The following is a 17,843-nucleotide window of genomic DNA, read 5'->3' as shown; positions in this document are numbered from 1 at the left end:
AACTATCCTTTTTATCTTTAGGAGCAATCATGGAAAACATTCTCGGCCTCGTCGCTTTGGCTTGTGGTCTGATCGTCGGTCTGGGCGCCATCGGTGCTTCCATCGGCATCGCGCTGATGGGCGGCAAGTTCCTCGAATCTTCCGCACGCCAGCCTGAACTCATGAACGAACTGCAAACCAAAATGTTCGTTCTGGCTGGTCTGATCGACGCTGCGTTCCTGATCGGCGTTGCTATTGCCCTGCTGTTCGCCTTCGCCAACCCCTTCACCCTTGGTTAAGCGGCTAAGCCTTTCGAGACTGAAAGGAGTCGAACCGTGAATATCAACGCGACCCTGTTCCTGCAGGCCGTTGTCTTCGCGATCCTGGTCTGGTTCACGATGAAATTCGTGTGGCCGCCGATCACGAAGGCATTGGACGAGCGGGCTCAGAAAATCGCCGATGGTCTCGCCGCTGCCGACAAGGCCAAGACCGAACTCGCCGCCGCCAACAAGCGCGTCGAGCAGGAATTGTCTACCTCGCGCAACGAGACCGCGGCTCGCTTGGCTGATGCCGAGCGCCGTGCGCAGCAAATCATCGAGGACGCCAAGGTGCGTGCCACGGAAGAGGCCAACAAGATTGTTGCCGCCGCCCGTGCCGACGCCGAGCAACAGGTGGTGCGCGCCCGCGAAACTCTGCGCGAGCAAGTGGCCACATTGGCTGTCAAAGGTGCCGAGCAGATTCTTCGCAAGGAAGTCAACCCGACGGTGCATGCGGATCTGCTGTCCCGCCTGAAGACCGAGCTCTGATCATCAGGGCTCGCCCAAAGGAAAACTTCTATGGCAGAACTCGCCACCATTGCAAGACCCTACGCCGAAGCCCTCTTTCAGGCTTCGCGCGCCGATCTGGCCGCGACGCAATCCTGGCTGGATGGGCTGGCGGGCGCGGCGGCCAGCGATGAGCTGCTGCAGTTCGCCGCTGATCCGCGGGCTGACGCCCGCCAGGTGTTCGACGTCGTCACCAGCGTGCTCAAGAACTCGCTGCCCGAGAAGGGCACGAACTTCCTGCGCACCGTGATCGAAAACGGCCGCCTTGTCGCGCTGCCCGAAGTGGCGCGCCAGTTCCGTGTGCTGGCCAATGAGGTCAGCGGCAATTCGGACGCGCTGATTCAAAGTGCCTTCCCGATCGATGCCGCCGAACTGAACGGCCTGGTCGCCACGCTGGAAAAGCGTTTCGGCCGCAAGCTGCAGGCCACGGTGCAGATCGAGCCTGCACTGATTGGCGGCGTGCGCGTGACGGTGGGTGACGAGGTGCTGGACACCTCGGTAAAAGCCCGCCTGGAACAAATGAAGACGGCTCTGACCGCCTGATCCAAGCATCAGGCGCCAGGCCCCTCGATACAACCCCTTAGGACAAGGAAAGAGTCATGCAACTCAATCCCGCAGAAATTTCAGAACTGATCAAGAGCCGCATCGAGGGCCTGGGCGTCAGCGCCGACGTGCGCAACCAGGGTACCGTGGTGTCGGTGACCGACGGCATCGTGCGTATCCATGGCCTCTCCGAAGCCATGCAAGGCGAGATGCTGGAATTCCCGGCTACCGCTGCCGGCGTGCCCACTTTCGGCCTGGCCCTGAACCTCGAGCGCGACTCCGTCGGCGCCGTGATTCTGGGTGAGTACGAGCACATCTCCGAAGGCGACACCGTCAAGTGCACGGGCCGTATTCTGGAAGTGCCCGTCGGCCCTGAGCTGATCGGCCGCGTGGTGAACGCCCTGGGCCAGCCTATCGACGGCAAAGGTCCCATCAACGCCAAGATGACCGACGTGATCGAGAAGGTCGCGCCTGGCGTGATCGCGCGTCAATCGGTGAGCCAGCCTGTGCAGACCGGCCTGAAGTCGATCGACTCCATGGTGCCCGTCGGCCGCGGCCAGCGCGAACTGATCATTGGCGACCGCCAGACCGGCAAAACCGCCGTGGCGATCGACGCGATCATCAACCAGAAGGGTCAGAACATGACCTGCGTGTACGTCGCCATCGGCCAGAAGGCGTCGTCCATCAAGAACGTGGTGCGCTCACTGGAGCAAGCCGGCGCCATGGATTACACCATCGTCGTGGCTGCTTCCGCTTCCGAATCCGCCGCCATGCAATATGTGTCGGCCTACTCCGGCTGCACCATGGGCGAATACTTCCGCGACCGCGGCCAGGACGCCCTGATCATCTATGACGACCTCTCCAAGCAGGCCGTTGCTTACCGTCAGGTTTCCCTGCTGCTGCGCCGTCCGCCAGGCCGTGAAGCGTACCCCGGCGACGTGTTCTATCTCCACAGCCGCCTGCTGGAGCGCGCCGCTCGTGTGAACGCCGACTACGTCGAAGCCTTCACCAAGGGTGAAGTCAAAGGCAAGACCGGTTCGCTGACCGCGTTGCCCATTATCGAAACGCAAGCCGGCGACGTGTCCGCTTTCGTTCCGACCAACGTGATCTCGATCACCGATGGCCAGATCTTCCTGGAAACCAACCTGTTCAACGCCGGTATCCGTCCCGCCATCAACGCGGGTATCTCGGTGTCGCGCGTGGGTGGAGCCGCCCAGACCGACCTGGTCAAGAAGCTCTCCGGCGGTATCCGTACCGACTTGGCGCAGTACCGTGAACTGGCTGCCTTCGCGCAGTTCGCCTCGGACCTCGATGCCGCTACCAAGAAGCAGCTCGACCGCGGTGCCCGCGTGACCGAACTGCTCAAGCAAGCCCAGTACAGCCCGCTGCCCATCAGCCTGATGGGTGCCACGCTGTTCGCGGTGAACAAGGGCTTCATGGACGACGTCGAAGTCAAGGACATCCTGCGCTTCGAAGGCAGCCTGCACAGCTTCCTGAAGGACAAGCACGCTGACCTGCTCAGCAAGATGGAAGCCGGCAAGGCGCTCGACAAGGACAAAGAGCTTGAAGCAGCGCTGACGGCCGCCGTCGAGGCCTTCAAGAAGACCTTCGCCTGATCCTTCCTCGAAAGGACGAACGCAATGGCAGTCGGAAAGGAAATTCGCGGCAAGATCAAATCGGTGGAAAACACCAAGAAGATCACTAAAGCCATGGAAATGGTGGCCGCGTCCAAAATGCGCAAGGCGCAGGATCGCATGCGCGCCGCCCGCCCCTACGCTGAGAAAGTACGCAACATCGCCGCCCATCTGGGTGAGGCGAACCCTGAGTACGTGCACCCCTTCATGAAGGTCAACGACGCCAAGAAGGCCGGCGTGATCGTGGTGACGACCGATAAAGGGCTGTGCGGCGGCATGAACACCAACGTGCTGCGCGCCGTGACCAGCAAACTGCGTGATCTGCAGGGCGCTGGCGTGGCCACCGAGGCAGTGGCCATCGGCAACAAGGGTCTGGGTTTCATGACCCGGATCGGGGCCAGGGTGGTGGCGCAAGTCACTCAGCTGGGCGACACCCCTCATCTCGAGAAACTGATCGGGCCGGTGAAAACACTGCTCGACCAGTATGAGAAGGGCGAGTTGAACGCTGTCTACATCGCCTATACCCGCTTCATCAACACCATGAAGCAGGAGTCGGTGATCGAGCAGTTGCTGCCCCTGTCGAACGGCAAGATGCAGGAAGAAACGCGTGCCAGCGGTACGCAGCACGACTGGGACTACATCTACGAACCGGATGCGCAGAGCGTGATCGACGATCTGCTCGTACGTTACGTCGAGTCCCTGGTCTACCAGGCTGTGGCCGAGAACATGGCCTCCGAGCAGTCGGCTCGTATGGTGGCCATGAAGGCCGCCACCGACAACGCCGGCAACGTGATCAACGAGCTGAAGCTGGTCTACAACAAGACCCGCCAGGCTGCGATCACCAAGGAGCTGTCCGAGATCGTGGCGGGTGCCGCGGCGGTCTGACACGGTTCACAACGCATACAAGTTATTGGAGCAAGACAAATGGCTCAAGAGAACATCACTACGAACTCAAACGTTCAGGGAAAAATCGTTCAGTGCATTGGCGCCGTGGTTGACGTGGAGTTTCCGCGCGACAAGATGCCCAAGGTGTACGACGCCCTCAAAATGGAAGGCACGACCCTGACCCTGGAAGTGCAGCAGCAGCTGGGCGACGGCATTGTGCGTACCATCGCGCTGGGCTCGAGCGACGGCCTGCGCCGCGGCATGATGGTGACCAACACCAGCCAGCCGATCACCGTTCCGGTGGGCCCCGCCACGCTGGGCCGCATCATGGACGTGCTGGGCAACCCGATCGACGAGCGCGGCCCGGTTTCCCAGGCGCAAACAGCGTCCATCCACCGCAAGGCTCCCACCTATGACGAACTCAGCCCCTCGCAAGAGCTGCTGGAAACCGGCATCAAGGTGATCGACCTGATCTGCCCGTTCGCCAAAGGCGGCAAGGTGGGTCTGTTCGGCGGCGCCGGCGTGGGCAAGACCGTGAACATGATGGAACTCATCAACAACATCGCCAAGGCCCACTCGGGTCTGTCGGTGTTCGCTGGCGTGGGTGAGCGTACTCGTGAGGGTAACGACTTCTATCACGAGATGGCCGATTCCGGCGTCGTGAACCTGGAGAACCTGGGCGAGTCCAAAGTGGCCATGGTGTACGGCCAGATGAACGAGCCTCCGGGCAACCGTCTGCGCGTGGCGCTCACGGGCCTGACCATCGCTGAATCGTTCCGTGACGAAGGGCGTGACGTGCTGTTCTTCGTGGACAACATCTACCGCTACACGCTGGCCGGTACCGAAGTGTCCGCTCTGCTGGGCCGTATGCCTTCCGCCGTGGGTTACCAGCCGACGCTGGCCGAGGAAATGGGCCGTCTGCAAGAGCGTATTACCTCCACCAAGGTGGGCTCGATCACCTCCATCCAGGCCGTGTACGTGCCTGCCGATGACTTGACCGACCCGTCTCCGGCTACCACGTTCGCCCACTTGGACTCCACCGTGGTGCTCTCGCGTGACATCGCCGCGCTGGGTATCTACCCCGCCGTGGACCCGCTCGATTCCACCAGCCGCCAGCTCGATCCGCTGGTCGTGGGTGAAGATCACTACGGCGTGGCCCGCCAGGTGCAGGGTACGCTGCAGCGCTACAAGGAACTGCGCGACATCATCGCGATTCTGGGCATGGACGAACTGAGCCCCGAAGACAAACTGGCTGTGGCACGCGCTCGTAAGATCCAGCGTTTCCTGAGCCAGCCGTTCCACGTGGCCGAAGTGTTCACGGGCTCTCCGGGCAAGTACGTGCCGCTCAAGGACACGATCCACGGCTTCAAGATGATCGTGAACGGTGAGTGCGATCACCTGCCTGAGCAGGCGTTCTACATGGTCGGCACCATCGAAGAAGCGATGGAAAAGGCCAAGAAGGTCTGATGTTGGGGTTCGGCGCCCGGGAACGGGCGTTGAGCGCAGGGAAGGCCATATGCCGCCCTGCGTCCCAGGCTCGATACTCAACCAGGAGAACACATGGCCAACACCATTCATGTTGACGTGGTCAGTGCCGAGGAGTCCATCTTCTCGGGTGAGGCCACGTTCGTTGCGCTGCCGGGCGAGGCTGGCGAGTTGGGTATTTACCCGCGCCACACGCCACTCATCACGCGCATCAAGCCCGGCTCGGTGCGTATCCAGACGGCTAACGGCGGCGAAGAGTTCGTCTTCGTGGCCGGTGGCATTCTCGAGGTTCAGCCGAACCGCGTGACCGTGCTGTCCGACACCGCCATCCGCGGCAAGGATCTGGACGATGAAAAAGCCAATGCCGCCAAGCAGGCCGCTGAAGAAGCGCTGAAAAACGCCAAGAGCGAAATCGACATGGCCCGCGCCACGTCTGAACTAGCTGTGTTGGCCGCGCAGATCGCTGCCTTGCGTAAGTATCGGCAGAAGCGCTGAACCACTGAAAGCGAAAAGAAACCCTGCCGTAAAACGCAGGGTTTTTTTATAGCTGTGCTATCGAGAATCAACGAAGCACGGGTGTATCAGGCAACTGATTGATCTGCTTCGTTTCGGGCATTTCATCCGATCCCGGTGCTTCGGGAAAGTGTTCCACCAGCACGGCGGAGACTTCTTCCAGCGCCTGAGTCAAGCCGTCTTCGAAGCGGTTCTCGCGCAAGGCCGAGCCCAGGCGGTCCACCATGGCCTGCCATTCGGCGGCAGGCACGTGCCGGCTCACCCCCCGATCGGCCACCAGTTCAATGGCATGCTCGGCCAGCAGCAGGTAGATCAGCACGCCATTGCTCTGCGCGGTGTCCCACATGCGCAGCTTGGAGAAAATCATGACAGCCCGTTCGCGCACGATCTGCTCGATCGGCAGTTTGTCGCGCAGGTGGCGCCACAGATAGCTGAGCGGCAGCGAGCCTTCCACATAGATGCGGACTTCGCCGGTATGCCGGCGTTCGCTGGCCGCCACGCGGCGCTGCAGACGTTCAGACAGATCTGGCGGCACGGCTCTGCGGGCATCGCTTTCATCAAGCCAGCGATGGCGCAGCAGGCGGGTCAGGGTAGAGGTTTTCATGCCATGTCCCCCTACCAGCTGCCGCTGGCTCCACCGCCGCCAAAATCACCGCCGCCGCCCGAACTGAAGCCACCGCCCCCACCGAAGCCTCCGCCAAACCCACCGCCGCCTCTGCCGCCGCCGAATCCTCCGCCCGGGGGCAGGAAGATTGTAGGGCTGCCAGATCTTCCGCCACGGCCCGGCAGGCCGGCGATGGCGCCCGAGAAGGCCGCGAAGATCAAGGCCACGAGCCCCGCGCCTGCAGCGATCAGCAAGCTGGCGGTCATGACGAATGCCAGACCGCCGACACCAGCGCCGGTGAGAAAGGCTCCCAGCTTGCGCCCGAAAATACCGCGTGCAAAGGCGCTGACGATGGGCAGCGCGATGAACAGAAAGACTGCGCCCTCAACCAGGCCGAATTCGTCCCCGCTCGGGTTGCCGCGCGCTTGCGGTGCCTGTACCGGCGGCAGCGGCTCGCCTTTGATACGCGCGGCCAGTTGATCCACGCCGGCATCAATCCCGCCGGCATAGTCGCCTTGCCGGAAAAAGGGCGTGATCGCCTCATTGATGATGTGGCTGGCGGCGATGTCCGGCACCGCACCCTCCAGCGTCTTGGCCACTTCGATGCGCACGCGCCGGTCCTGAACCGCCACCAGCAGGATGAGGCCGTCTCCCACGTCCTTGCGGCCGATTTTCCAGGTGTTGCCGACACGATTGGCATAGGCGGCAATATCTTCCGGCGCCGTGGTGGGCACCATCAGCACCACCACCTGTGAGCCCTTTTCCTGCTCCAGCGCATCCAGCTTGGCTTCCAGCGCCGTTTTTTGCGCCTGATCCAGCGTGCCGGTGGTGTCTACCACATGCGAGGTCAGGGCCGGCACCGGCTGCAAGGATTGGGCATGCGCGCCCAGGCCGGCGAACAGGGCGAACGCCAGTGCGAACAAGGTGATGAGCCTACTCATGGCCACACACCTTGAGGGCTATCAACGAGACGCCGGAGCGGCGGGTGACGTGCCGAAATCGACCTTCGGCGCGCGGGAAATCTCGGCTTCGTTGGCCACCGTGAAATTTTCCTTCGGCTTGTAGCCGAAGACCATCGCGGTCAGATTGGTGGGAAAGCTGCGTGCCAGCACGTTGTATTCCTGGACCGACTTGATGTAGCGGTCGCGTGCCACGGCAATCCGGTTTTCCGTACCTTCCAGGGCCACGCGCAGGTCGGCGAAAGCCTTGTTGGCTTTCAGATCGGGGTAGCGCTCCACGGTCACCATCAGGCGGCTCAAGGCGCTGGAGAGTTCACCCTGCGCGGCTTGGAATTGCTTGAAGGCTTCCGGGTTGTTCAGCGTTTCGGGCGTGACCTGGATGCTGGTGGCCTTGGCACGCGCCTGGATCACCTGGTTGAGCGTATCCTGCTCGAACTTCGCCTCACCCTTCACGGTATTGACCAGGTTGTCGATCAGGTCCGAGCGGCGCTGGTACTGGTTGACCACCTCGCTCCAGGCGGATTTGGTGCCCTCGTCGAGGCGTTGGAAATCGTTGTAACCGCAGCCGCTGAGGGAGAGCAGCACGGCGAGCGCGGCGGCTGCCTTGAAGAACCAGTTTTTCATGAGTGTCCTCCTTGACGGAAAAATTAAGGCCGACGAGAACGTATCATAGGTAGATCAGCCATTTTGTAGGCGAAGCGCTTGAAGCGCCTCTTTGTTCGCTTTTCTGTGCGTTTTTTCGCGTGCTTTTTCGTGTGAAATGCCAGGCATTCGGGGCACAATCGCAGCACTTGCCATTCCAGCCATGCCCAAGCCAAGATACCGGCCTGCCGAAATGGGGGCCACCGCCGACGACGTTGAAGCTGCCTTCTATGAAGCGCTTCACGCAGGCGATGTCGAGCAGTTGATGGCCTGCTGGGCCGATGAGGACGACATCGTCTGCGTTCACCCGGGCGGGCCGCGCTTGATCGGGGCGGCGGCCATCAGGGCCGCTTTCGAAGCCATGTTCTCCGGCGGCAGTGTCCGCGTCACCCTGGAACGCAAGCGCACCGTCGAGTCGTTGTCGGCCAGCGTGCACAACGTCCTTGAGCGCATCGATGTCGTCACCGCCGAGGGGCCGCAGCATGCCTGGGTGGTGGCCACCAACGTGTTTCTTAAGACAGCCCAGGGCTGGCGCCTGGTGGCGCACCATGCCAGCCCCGGCCGCGCCGAGGTCGCAGAGGTGACCTCCTCGCCGCAGTTGCTGCATTGATCCTGAAGTCTTTCCGTGAAGAGCTACCATGCGCCGCGCTGGCTGCCGGGCGGCAACCTGCAAACCATCTGGCCGTCGCTGTATGCGCGCCGTGTGATCGGCCCGCGCATCCATTACCAGCGCGAGCGCTGGGACACGGCCGATGGGGATTTCATCGATGTCGACTTTCTGGCCGGTGGACCTTCCGCCAAGCCCGATGCGCCCCTGCTGGTGCTGTTCCACGGCCTTGAGGGTTCCTCGCGCAGCCACTACGCCGAAGCCTTCGCCGATTGGGCGCGCGCCAGCGGTTTGGCGTTCGCGGTGCCGCATTTTCGCGGCTGCTCGGGTGAGATCAACCGCGCGCCGCGCGCCTACCATTCGGGCGATGTCGAGGAAGTCGGCTGGATCCTCGCCCGCCTGCGAGAGTGGCAGCGTGCGCGGGGAGGCGGGCCGGTGCTGGCGGCGGGCGTATCGCTGGGAGGCAACGCCTTGCTGCGCTGGGCCGGTGAAATGGGAGCGGCGGCGTCGGACAGCGTGAGCGCGGTGGCTGCGGTCTGCGCTCCGCTTGATCTTGCGGCAGGAGGCCATGCCATCGGGCGCGGGTTCAACCGGCAGGTCTATACACGCATGTTCATGCGCACCATGAAAGCCAAGGCCTACGCCAAGCTGGCGCAGCATCCGGGCCTGTTCGATCATGAGCGCCTTCGCCACGCACACGACCTGTACGCCTTCGACGACATTTTCACTGCGCCGCTGCACGGCTTTGCCGGGGTGGATGATTATTGGCGGCGGGCCTCCGCCAAGCCGCACCTGGACCGCATCCGCGTCCCGGCACTGGCGTTGAATGCGAGAAACGATCCTTTCGTGCCTGCCGCCAGCCTGCCCCGCGAAGGCGAGGTGGGCGGGCAAGTCACGCTATGGCAGCCTGCAGAGGGCGGACACGTCGGTTTCCCGCAAGGCAAGGCGCCGCCGGGCAACGTGTTCTGGCTGCCGCAGGCGGTGGGCAACTGGTTGCTGGAACGCGCCTAAAACTGCGGCGCGATGTTCAGCGCGGGATCCAGCGAAGGATCGTCCAGCGAATCATCTGCCTTGATGGGTGCGGCCGGGGCTGCCAGCAACTCGCGCAGATAGTTGGGCTGAGCCAGCAGCGAGTGGTGGGTGGCGCCGTTGTAGAGCTGCAGATCGCGCAGGCCCAGCGCGGCGATGCGGTGGTCCACTTCCTCGATGCTCAAGGTGAGCGGATCCACGCTATCCGATGCCACCGCCATGCCCCATAGCGTGCCATACAGCGGTACGTACTGGAGGTACGGCCGCACAATCGGGAACGCGGTCTTCAGTGACGCCACGATGCGCGCCAGCGTTGGCCCGCGGTGGATCGGCGATTGGATGTGCAGCGAGAGCACGCCGCCCGGTGTGAGCGCACGCCGGCAGGCGGCATAGAACTCGGCGGTGTAGAGCGCCAACGCGGGTCCGAAGGGGTCGGTCAGATCGAGCACGATCTGATCGAATTGTTCCGTGCACTGGTGGACAAAGGCAAGCCCGTCGCCAATGTGCAATTCCACACGCCGGTCCAGAAAGGCGCCGCGGTGGATATTGGGCAACCAGGTGCGGGCCATGTCGATCACGTCGGCATCGAGCTCCACCATCAGCACGCGGGCCATGCCAGGGTGCTTGAGCAATTCCTCGATCGTGCCACCGTCGCCGCCCCCGATCACCAGGGCGGAGTGCACGCGCCCGTGGCTGACGGCTGGCAATTGCACGATGGGCTCGTGATAGAAGAATTCATCGCGCTCACTGGTCATGAAGCAGTCGTCGATGCGCATGGCGCGCCCGAACAGCGGCGTCTCGACGATCTCGATGTGCTGCAAGGGCGAGTGCCGCTCGGCCAGCCGATGCGTGGCGCGCACGTAAAAGCCCAGATCAGGCGAAAGCGCCTCGGCCACGAAGCCGTCCTCGAGGGGGCGCATCACGCTCTTTCCACGCGGTGCAGGTGCGGGTCGGCCGGCGCAAAGGCCTGCATCACGCGGGCGAAGAGGGATTCGGCCTGCGTGCTGTTGTCGCTCGTATAGCTGCAGACGTAGACATCCAGCGTGACATAGCCATCCTCGGGCCATGTGTGGAGCGACAAGTGCGACTCCGCCAGCACCACCACGCCGGTGACGCCGGCGCCGTCGCCGAAACTATGAAACAAGGATCCAACGGTGGTCAAGCCGGCGCTGGCCACCGATTGGCGGCAGAAATCTTCCAGATAGGCCGCATCGGTCATCAGGCGGGCGTCACAGACGCAGTGGTGCAAATCGCCAATCAAGTGCAAGCCGGGCGCCTTGCGCGATACGGTGCGCAGGCGCGTCACCTCCGAGGCCGGGGCCTGGAGGACGTGAAGAGGGGGCTTGAGTTGGTGCATGGGCCTATCTCCTATTCAAGAAGGCAATGAGAGCGTAGAACACACTCAGGAAAATCCAAGCGCCTGCGTTTTGCAAAGCGGTGCAAAGTTGATGGTAGGTGGCGCTTGGAGCGGCGCGCTCGCGGGCCTGTTGCCGGGCGCGAAAAACCTCGAACCATACCTAAAAATCATAAAAAAATCAAATCCCGACAAGGATTTACATCATGTTCTCGATGGGGTTTTATGATCGGGCATGGACGACATCGTGAAACAGGCCATGGCCAAGTGGCCCAATGTGCCGCATTGCTATGGCTGGCTGGGGTTGGATGCGCGGGGAAACTGGTATCTGCGCGACGATCAGGCGCAGGCGCAGGGCAGCTTTGCCAGCGGCGCCGAGGGGGCCAAGGGGGCCAAGGGCTGGCTGCTGGATCATGAGAAGCTGATCGGTTTCATCGAGCGCAATTACGAGTCAGACGCCGCTGGCCGCTGGTTCTTCCAGAACGGCCCGCAGCGCGTCTATGTGGAGCTGGAAGCCGCACCCTGGATCTGGCGCGTGCAGGCGGATCACACGGTGCTGTCGCACACCGGCCGGCCCGCTGAAGTGCGCGTTGCGCTGATCGACGACGCCGGTCGTGTATTCCTGGCAACCGATCTTGGCCTGGGCCTGGTGCACACGCAGGACATGCTGCTGCTGGCAGATGCCGTGGAGCAGGGCCTATGGGTGCCCGAGCCTGTGCAGGCCGCGGAGCTGCCTGCACGTTTCGGCTATGTGATGAGCCCGGCGGCGGAGCCTTCTCACTGATCTTCCGGCATGCGCCGCGGCGCGGCCATCGCTGCTTCCATGGCTTGGCGGACCTGCTGCTGGACTTGCTGGCTTTGCACGCGTACGGATTCGTTCTTGCCGCCAGTTGCCGGCTGCGCGAGCGTCTTGTTGGAGCCCGCCATCTGTTGCTTGACCAGCATGGCAACGATGGCCAGCGCGACGACCAAGCCCAACAATCCCCAGATTCCTCTCATGGCTCTGTCCTTTCGCTCTTCATGGCGTTTTTGAATCGGTGACATTGGATGGTAGCGCAGCTTCTCGGCTGTAGTTCAGTCCGCGCCGACTCTGGCCGGACGGCAGTCTTGTCATCAGTCGAACTTGATGCGCCCGGTGTCAACCACCTGTTTCCAGCGCTCCACGTCCTGCGCCATGAAAGTTTGCAGCGCTTCGGGCGAGCTGCCCCGGATCTCCATCGAGGCAGCGGTGAGCCGGGACTGTACATCCGGGTCGGCGAGGGCCTTGAGGAGTTCATGGTTGAGCGAGGACAGCACATTCCGAGGCGTGCGCGCTGGCGCTGCCAAACCATACCAACTGGTGTAGTCATAGCCAGGCAGGCCTGCTTCGGCCACGGTGGGTACTTCAGGCAACATCTTTGAGCGTACGTGGGGGCCGATGGCAAGCGCGTGGACTCGTCCCGATTTGATCATCGGCAGGGCTGAAGGGTCCACGAAGGAGACGTCGACCGACTTGTTGATGACTGCGGTCACGATCTCGCTGCTCGACTTGAAGGGCACGTGCAGAAGCTGGATACCGGCCATCTGCATCAAAAGCTCCGCTGCGAGGTGCTGCGAATTCCCAACGCCTCCCGAAGCGATGGTCAACCGGCCCGGATGCGCCTTGGCTGCCGCAATCAGTTCCTTCACGGATTTCCACGGCGCATCAGGATGAGCGATGAAAATGGGTGCCAGCGTCACGGCCATGCCTATGGGCGCAAAATCTTTCACCGGGTCGAACGACAGCTTTCGGCCGGCCACGGCGGCAATCGTGTTGGACGGGGTCACGACCAGCAGCGTATGGCCGTTTGCGGGGGACCGTGCCACGTATTCGCTGCCAATCATTCCGCTGGCCCCCACGCGGTTGTCCACGATCACCGGCTGTTTGTAGGTGGTGCTGAACTTGTCTCCCACCAACCTCGCGAGCACGTCGGGGCCGCTGCCGGGAGCAAATGGCACCACGATCTTGATGGGTTGAGAAGGGAATGCCGGTTGAGCTTGTACCGGATGCGTCATCACTGTCGAGATGACGGCGGCAGAACCGAGGAAAGTGCGTCGAAGCATGAACTACTCCTGGAGTGAGGCAGGGGGAGGCCAGAGGCCGGGGTTACCTGCGAAGCTGGTGGACAGGCGGCGCTGCGTGGTCGGGGCAGATGGAGGCGGCTTCATGGACAGGTTCCAAAGCGGAGCCGGTTGTTCATGTCGCTCGCAAGCTCGGAGATCTGCGCGGCTGCAGCATTGACAATGGGGAGCTCGTCCCATGTTGCGGTCGACTTGTCCGTGTCCTTGAGGCCGGAAGCTGTGGCGACGCACACCACGGTGTCGTTGCGCGTAATAAGGCCCCTGCGTTCGAGTTGCTTTGCAGCGGCAAAGGGCATGACGCTAGCCAGCTCGAACAGCAGACCCTCGCGGGCGGCGATCAATTCCTGAAGTGCCACGAGACCTTCGTTACCGACCTTGACGGCCAAGCCATCTGTCGTGCGCAGAGCATGCAGCGCCTGATAGGTGCTTTGGTTGGCACCCACTGAGGCGGCCAGAGGGACATATTCGGCATGGACCGCTTCCACGACGTCCGCGCGCGCTTGCAGGGCATGGGCGAGCGAGCCATGCGCCTCTGCGGCCACGAGCCGAGGCAGCTTCGCGATCTGCCCTGCACTCAATAGGTCCTGAAAGCCTTGCGCCACACCGGCCAGCGCATCGCCATAACAGACCGGCATGATGACCCAGTCCGGTGCGAAGCCAAGGTCAGCGGCGATTTCGTACGCGATCGTCTTGTAGCCCTCGATGCCGACGGCCGTACTGCCAACGACGGGAGTTGAGTATGGCGACGTGACGTACCAGCCATGGCGCGCGGCACCTTCGGCCAGCAGCGGCCAGCGAAGTGCCTTGTCTTCCAGCAGAACGAGGTGCCCGCCTAGCTTGCGTATCTGGCTGACCATGGGGCCTGACGCGCCCTTCATCGACGCCACCACGCATGCCAGCCCCGCGCGAGACGCATACGCGGCTAGTGATGCGCCGGCATTGCCGGACGAGGCGGTAGCCACAACGGACGCGCCCGCAAGTTTCGCGTGAGACACCGCCACCGAACTCACCCGGTCCTTGTACGACTGTGTCGGGTTGCGGGACTCGTCCTTGATGAAGAGCTTTGCCAGCCCCAGTGCCTGGCCCATCCGGGGTGCGGCATGCAGGGGCGTGCCGCCCTCGTTCAGCGAGACAGCATGCTCGCGAGGCACGGGCAGCATGTCGGCGTAGCGCCACATGCTGCCGCTTTTTGACTGTGCGCTGGCAAAGTTCCAGCGCTGTATGTCATGAGGATGATAGGTGACACGCAGATTGCTGGCCTGCTTGCCATCACAGGCCGTACACCTCGAGCGGTTGGCTTCAACCGGATAGCGCGTGCCGCAGCGCAGGCACTGCAGTGCGAGCGGCTCAGTCATGTCAGAACCCTCAGCGAACCGTTTTCCTTGTGAAGCAACTCCACGCCGTTGCCTCGGACTGCCACGGTGTTCTCGACTTGCAGGCCGCACCACCCGAATTCATAGTAAGGTGTCTCGACGCACATGACCATGCCTTCCTCGATGACCTGGTCGTTGGCCGGAGTCAGGTCAGGCATGTCGTAGCCATCGAGGCCGATTCCGTGTCCGACGTGGCTTCGCTGATAGTGCGGAATCCCGGATTTGCGCGTGGCCTCCATTGCTGCGTCGAAGACTGCGGAAGACCTGACACCCGGGCGGATTTTTTCGAAAGCCGCCATGACACCGTTATGCAATGCCTTGTGGTATCGCACCAGTTTCTTGTCTGGCTCACCCAGGACGGCGATGCGCGCGATGTCGGCGCGGTAGTGCTTGTAGCGGCCGCCCACGTCGAACCGGATGACGTCGCCGGCTCTCAGCCGGGCTTCGGATGGGTAGACGTTCGGCATGGCCGAGCGGGTGCCGAAGCCCAGACAGCCGAGCACGGGCGTCCCATCGCCCTGCACCGTGGTGGCATGGAACACACGCGCCATTTCTATCTCGGAGATGCCCGGCTGTGCAGACTGGAGTGCGGCAGCCACGGACTCCTCGGCGATGGTGGCCACCTGGCGCAGCCGTTCGATTTCCTCTGCCGTCTTGACCGCACGGATCTCACGGAAGATTTTCATGGCGGGTACGAGTTTGGCGTCTGGCAGTTCCTGCTGAATGCGTTCCCAGTGACCGGGCATCAGTCCCATTTCGTCGATGCCCAGAGTGCCTTTCTCCAGACGCTGGGCGCGAATCGCCTTGAGCAGCGCCGTGATGGCATCTTTTTCGTCAGGCTGCTCGAAGAAGCTCAGCAGCCGGTCATCCAGGGGTGTCATCGGGCCTTGTGCCTGGTCGACGTGGAAGAAACCGTAGCGGGAAACGTAGCGTACCCAGACATCCTCCTGATCCACCAACTGGTCGAGCAGTGAAGTCGGTGCAATGATGCGGGCCTGCTCGACGTCTTCCACCGGCACCAGCACATGGACTTGAGGTCCTCGGCGGATCCACTGGGAAAGCGCCCAGTAGCCGCTGGTATAGGTCACATTTTCCGGCGATGTGGCTATCAGGGCGTCGAGCCCGTACTTCATGGCGAGCGACTTCAGCCGAGGTTTGTTCAGGAGGCTTGGCATGCGTTTCAGTGGGTGGTGATTCGAGGAGTGGGCGCAGGCGAAGGTGCTTCCGCCAGCGGAGCGATGGAGGGCGGCGCAAAGCCGAGCGCGGCGGAGCAGCGGAGGCCCGCACGGACGAGCATGTCAGCGATCTCGGGCCATTCCTTGGGGCCGCGCTGAGCTTTCAGGAAAGCAACGCTGATCGCGGCGATGACCATCCCATCCTTGTTGCGAATCGGCGTGCCTATGGAGACGACGCCCAGTTCGCTTTCTTCGTCGGCAATGGCGTAGCCACGGCGACGTGTTTGCTCGAGTTCCTTGTCAAAGGCGTGGGCCGTGGTCAGTGTGTGAGGGGTGCGCGCCGCATAGGGTGCCGGGCCGAGCACGCTGCGCAGGCGATCGGACGGCAATTCCGCCATCAACGTCTTGCCCAGCGCGGTGGTATGCGGCGAAATACGCTGTCCCGCAGCGGCACGGATGGTAATTGCCCCGTGGCTTTGCACCGTGTGCAGGTACACCACGGAATCTTGCTGTATGACGCCCAAAAAGCCGTTGAGTTGGTGCTGTTCGGCCAGGATGCGCAGCTCGCTGGACGCGCTGGCATACAGCACATCGCTGCGCACCATGCTTGAGCCGAGCGCCAGCGCGCTCACACCCAGCTTGTACTTGCGCGTTTCAGTCACCTGCTGCAGATAGCCGGATTCGACCAGCGTGTTCACGAGCCGCTGCGCAATCGAGGGACTGATGTCCAACAGGCGTGCCACTTCGCGGATGCCCAGCGGTTCCAGACTGGCATTGACCGCATCGAGCAACTGCAGGCCACGTGACAGAGATTGATTGGTTGACATTTGTTCCTATAATTGGTACAGTGTTCCTTTAAATAAATTATCGATGCTAAGCGTGCCGTATGTCAATATGGCGCGCCGTTTGTGTTGGTGCTTGAGTTGGTGCTTGAGTTGGTGCTTGAGTTGGTGCTTGAGTTGGTGCTTGAGTTGGTGCTGATGAGCCGAACGACGTTGCAAATAAAAAGGGCTGCCTCATGGCAGCCCCGGGTCGTTAGTCAAACGGTGTGGTTTCAAGTCCAGGTCACGGGCATGGCGGACTGGCTCATGTGCCTGAGCAATGCCCGCTTGGCAGGGGCTTTCCAAAAGCAAAAACCCCTGCCTTGAAGCAGGGGTTTATCCGCGATCTCAGCCGGTCAGTACGTCAGTACTATAGGCCGGCTTCTTTGCGAGGCTTACTTGGCGGCGTCCACCATGTATTGCACAGCTGCCTTGAAATCGGCGTCCGATGCGGTAGAGCCGCCCTTGGGAGGCATGGCGCCCTTGCCCGTGGTGGCGATCTTCAGCACAGTATCAAAGCCTTCTGCCAAGCGTGGTGCCCAAGCAGCCTTGTCGCCCAATTTGGGAGCGCCCGCGACGCCAGCAGCGTGGCAAGCCATGCACACGCTGTCATACAGTGCCTTTCCGGCACCCGCTGCAGCGGCAGGCGCGGCGGCTTCTGTGGCTGCGGCTGCAGGCGCAGCGGCCACGGTTTCTGCCGGGGCAGGGGCAGCGGCTGGCGCAGGGGAGGCGGCAGCAGCGGGTTCAGCGGCAGAAGCTGCGGCGGCGGCAACGAGGGCTTTGGGCTCCTCGAACTTGGCGCCTGCGGCGTTGGCCATGTAAACCACGGCGCGGCCGATTTCCACGTCGGAGAAGTCGCCGCCGCCTTGGGGGGCCATGCCGCCTTTGCCGGTTAGTGCCGAGTGCACGAGCTTTTCATAGCCAGTGGCGATGCGAGGGCCCCACAGGCCTGCATCCTGGAACTTCGGAGCACCGGCCACGCCAGTCGCATGGCAAGCGGCGCATTGCGCCTTGTAGACTTCTTCGCCGCTGGCCAGAGGACGGTTGGCGTCGCGGATTTCCACGGTGCCGATCTTCTGGATACGCTGGGCAGTGGCTCGTTCGGTGTCCGTGGCGCCAGGCGCCTTCTTGTTGGCCGAGGTCACGTAGGCTACGAGGCCAATGATGATGAACACCGGCAGCACGAATGACGCGATGCTGACCCAGAACAACTGCTTGGGCGTCTTGATGGGGCCGGTATGTGCTTCCTCGTGCGTGTTGTCGCTCATGGCGTCCTCGGGGGCTCGGATCGTGGTGGTTTTTCTGGAACAGCGGGC

Annotated in this window: 22 protein-coding genes; 11 read left to right on the top strand and 11 right to left on the bottom strand. The window is 62.5% G+C overall.

The genetic code is table 11. The annotated features are described in order from the left end of the window. Nucleotides 1–29 precede the first annotated feature (29 nt). The 7 genes from atpE to WJU18_RS28795 all read left to right on the top strand — a co-directional run bounded on the left by atpE (nucleotide 30) and on the right by WJU18_RS28795 (nucleotide 5,845). Nucleotides 30–278 carry a F0F1 ATP synthase subunit C gene (atpE, locus tag WJU18_RS28825; RefSeq protein ID WP_423457663.1) on the top strand — a complete coding sequence of 83 codons (249 nt, stop codon included), beginning with the start codon at nucleotides 30–32 and terminating at the stop codon, nucleotides 276–278. A gap of 36 nt (nucleotides 279–314) precedes the next feature. Continuing rightward, a complete protein-coding gene (locus WJU18_RS28820; protein ID WP_423457662.1) occupies nucleotides 315–785 on the top strand; it encodes a F0F1 ATP synthase subunit B in 471 nt (156 codons plus the stop codon). Between the two features lie 30 nt (nucleotides 786–815). Next, complete coding sequence (locus WJU18_RS28815) at nucleotides 816–1,346, top strand: F0F1 ATP synthase subunit delta (protein WP_423457661.1); 531 nt, start codon at nucleotides 816–818, stop codon at nucleotides 1,344–1,346. Between the two features lie 56 nt (nucleotides 1,347–1,402). Next, on the top strand, nucleotides 1,403–2,962 hold the full coding sequence (atpA, locus tag WJU18_RS28810) for a F0F1 ATP synthase subunit alpha (protein WP_423457660.1): 1,560 nt from the start codon (nucleotides 1,403–1,405) through the stop codon (nucleotides 2,960–2,962). Between the two features lie 24 nt (nucleotides 2,963–2,986). Further along, nucleotides 2,987–3,865: a F0F1 ATP synthase subunit gamma gene (gene atpG, locus WJU18_RS28805; RefSeq protein WP_423457658.1), complete on the top strand. Its 879-nt coding sequence runs from the start codon at nucleotides 2,987–2,989 to the stop codon at nucleotides 3,863–3,865. Between the two features lie 39 nt (nucleotides 3,866–3,904). Continuing rightward, nucleotides 3,905–5,332 (top strand): F0F1 ATP synthase subunit beta, encoded by a 1,428-nt coding sequence (gene atpD, locus WJU18_RS28800; protein WP_423457656.1) that lies wholly within the window; start codon nucleotides 3,905–3,907, stop codon nucleotides 5,330–5,332. Nucleotides 5,333–5,425: 93 nt separating this feature from the next. Then, a complete protein-coding gene (locus WJU18_RS28795; protein ID WP_423457654.1) occupies nucleotides 5,426–5,845 on the top strand; it encodes a F0F1 ATP synthase subunit epsilon in 420 nt (139 codons plus the stop codon). 67 nt (nucleotides 5,846–5,912) lie between these two features. On the opposite strand, the gene WJU18_RS28790 is transcribed toward WJU18_RS28795, so the two are convergent. Genes WJU18_RS28790 through WJU18_RS28780 form a run of 3 tightly spaced genes read right to left on the bottom strand, consistent with a single transcriptional unit; the run spans nucleotide 5,913 to nucleotide 8,050 of the window. Beyond that, nucleotides 5,913–6,467 (bottom strand): TPM domain-containing protein, encoded by a 555-nt coding sequence (locus WJU18_RS28790; protein WP_423457652.1) that lies wholly within the window; start codon nucleotides 6,465–6,467, stop codon nucleotides 5,913–5,915. 11 nt (nucleotides 6,468–6,478) lie between these two features. Next, nucleotides 6,479–7,408 carry a TPM domain-containing protein gene (locus tag WJU18_RS28785; RefSeq protein WP_423457650.1) on the bottom strand — a complete coding sequence of 310 codons (930 nt, stop codon included), beginning with the start codon at nucleotides 7,406–7,408 and terminating at the stop codon, nucleotides 6,479–6,481. A gap of 21 nt (nucleotides 7,409–7,429) precedes the next feature. Next, a complete protein-coding gene (locus tag WJU18_RS28780) occupies nucleotides 7,430–8,050 on the bottom strand; it encodes a LemA family protein (RefSeq protein WP_423457648.1) in 621 nt (206 codons plus the stop codon). A gap of 181 nt (nucleotides 8,051–8,231) precedes the next feature. Here WJU18_RS28780 and WJU18_RS28775 point away from each other — a divergent pair, with 181 nt between their 5' ends. Together WJU18_RS28775 and WJU18_RS28770 are read left to right on the top strand one after the other, a co-directional pair. Then, complete coding sequence (locus WJU18_RS28775) at nucleotides 8,232–8,678, top strand: YybH family protein (RefSeq protein ID WP_423457646.1); 447 nt, start codon at nucleotides 8,232–8,234, stop codon at nucleotides 8,676–8,678. 15 nt (nucleotides 8,679–8,693) lie between these two features. Continuing rightward, the gene (locus WJU18_RS28770; protein WP_423457644.1) at nucleotides 8,694–9,686 is read left to right on the top strand and encodes a YheT family hydrolase; all 993 of its coding nucleotides are present in this window, start codon (nucleotides 8,694–8,696) and stop codon (nucleotides 9,684–9,686) included. Here WJU18_RS28770 and speE read toward each other — a convergent pair. Together speE and speD are read right to left on the bottom strand one after the other, a co-directional pair. Then, nucleotides 9,683–10,624: a polyamine aminopropyltransferase gene (gene speE / locus WJU18_RS28765; protein ID WP_423457642.1), complete on the bottom strand. Its 942-nt coding sequence runs from the start codon at nucleotides 10,622–10,624 to the stop codon at nucleotides 9,683–9,685. The genes WJU18_RS28770 and speE overlap by 4 nt on opposite strands. Continuing rightward, entirely contained in the window at nucleotides 10,624–11,061 is a 438-nt protein-coding gene (gene speD / locus WJU18_RS28760) for an adenosylmethionine decarboxylase (RefSeq protein ID WP_423457640.1), read from the bottom strand. The genes speE and speD overlap by 1 nt, the downstream gene beginning before the upstream one ends. Here speD and WJU18_RS28755 point away from each other — a divergent pair. Together WJU18_RS28755 and WJU18_RS28750 are read left to right on the top strand one after the other, a co-directional pair. Then, the gene (locus WJU18_RS28755) at nucleotides 11,060–11,287 is read left to right on the top strand and encodes a hypothetical protein (protein WP_423457638.1); all 228 of its coding nucleotides are present in this window, start codon (nucleotides 11,060–11,062) and stop codon (nucleotides 11,285–11,287) included. The two genes, speD and WJU18_RS28755, sit on opposite strands and share 2 nt — an antisense overlap. Before the next feature lie 6 nt (nucleotides 11,288–11,293). Next, complete coding sequence (locus tag WJU18_RS28750) at nucleotides 11,294–11,842, top strand: DUF2946 family protein (RefSeq protein ID WP_423457636.1); 549 nt, start codon at nucleotides 11,294–11,296, stop codon at nucleotides 11,840–11,842. On the opposite strand, the gene WJU18_RS28745 is transcribed toward WJU18_RS28750, so the two are convergent. The 6 genes from WJU18_RS28745 to WJU18_RS28720 all read right to left on the bottom strand — a co-directional run bounded on the left by WJU18_RS28745 (nucleotide 11,836) and on the right by WJU18_RS28720 (nucleotide 17,795). Further along, a complete protein-coding gene (locus WJU18_RS28745; protein ID WP_423457634.1) occupies nucleotides 11,836–12,057 on the bottom strand; it encodes a hypothetical protein in 222 nt (73 codons plus the stop codon). The genes WJU18_RS28750 and WJU18_RS28745 overlap by 7 nt on opposite strands. A 114-nt stretch (nucleotides 12,058–12,171) precedes the next feature. Next, the gene (locus WJU18_RS28740; RefSeq protein ID WP_423457632.1) at nucleotides 12,172–13,140 is read right to left on the bottom strand and encodes a Bug family tripartite tricarboxylate transporter substrate binding protein; all 969 of its coding nucleotides are present in this window, start codon (nucleotides 13,138–13,140) and stop codon (nucleotides 12,172–12,174) included. Between the two features lie 101 nt (nucleotides 13,141–13,241). Next, on the bottom strand, nucleotides 13,242–14,513 hold the full coding sequence (locus tag WJU18_RS28735) for a threonine synthase (protein ID WP_423457631.1): 1,272 nt from the start codon (nucleotides 14,511–14,513) through the stop codon (nucleotides 13,242–13,244). Beyond that, on the bottom strand, nucleotides 14,510–15,706 hold the full coding sequence (locus WJU18_RS28730) for a M24 family metallopeptidase (protein WP_423457630.1): 1,197 nt from the start codon (nucleotides 15,704–15,706) through the stop codon (nucleotides 14,510–14,512). The genes WJU18_RS28735 and WJU18_RS28730 overlap by 4 nt, the downstream gene beginning before the upstream one ends. A gap of 5 nt (nucleotides 15,707–15,711) precedes the next feature. Next, nucleotides 15,712–16,533 (bottom strand): IclR family transcriptional regulator, encoded by an 822-nt coding sequence (locus WJU18_RS28725; protein ID WP_423457628.1) that lies wholly within the window; start codon nucleotides 16,531–16,533, stop codon nucleotides 15,712–15,714. 389 nt (nucleotides 16,534–16,922) lie between these two features. Next, on the bottom strand, nucleotides 16,923–17,795 hold the full coding sequence (locus WJU18_RS28720; RefSeq protein WP_423457626.1) for a c-type cytochrome: 873 nt from the start codon (nucleotides 17,793–17,795) through the stop codon (nucleotides 16,923–16,925). Nucleotides 17,796–17,843 lie beyond the last annotated feature (48 nt).

It is taken from the genome of Ottowia sp. VDI28 (genome assembly GCF_049532675.1).
Lineage (GTDB): Bacteria > Pseudomonadota > Gammaproteobacteria > Burkholderiales > Burkholderiaceae_C > Ottowia.
The sequence above is the reverse complement of the archived record's forward strand: the minus strand, read 5'-3'. Positions and strand labels throughout refer to the sequence as shown.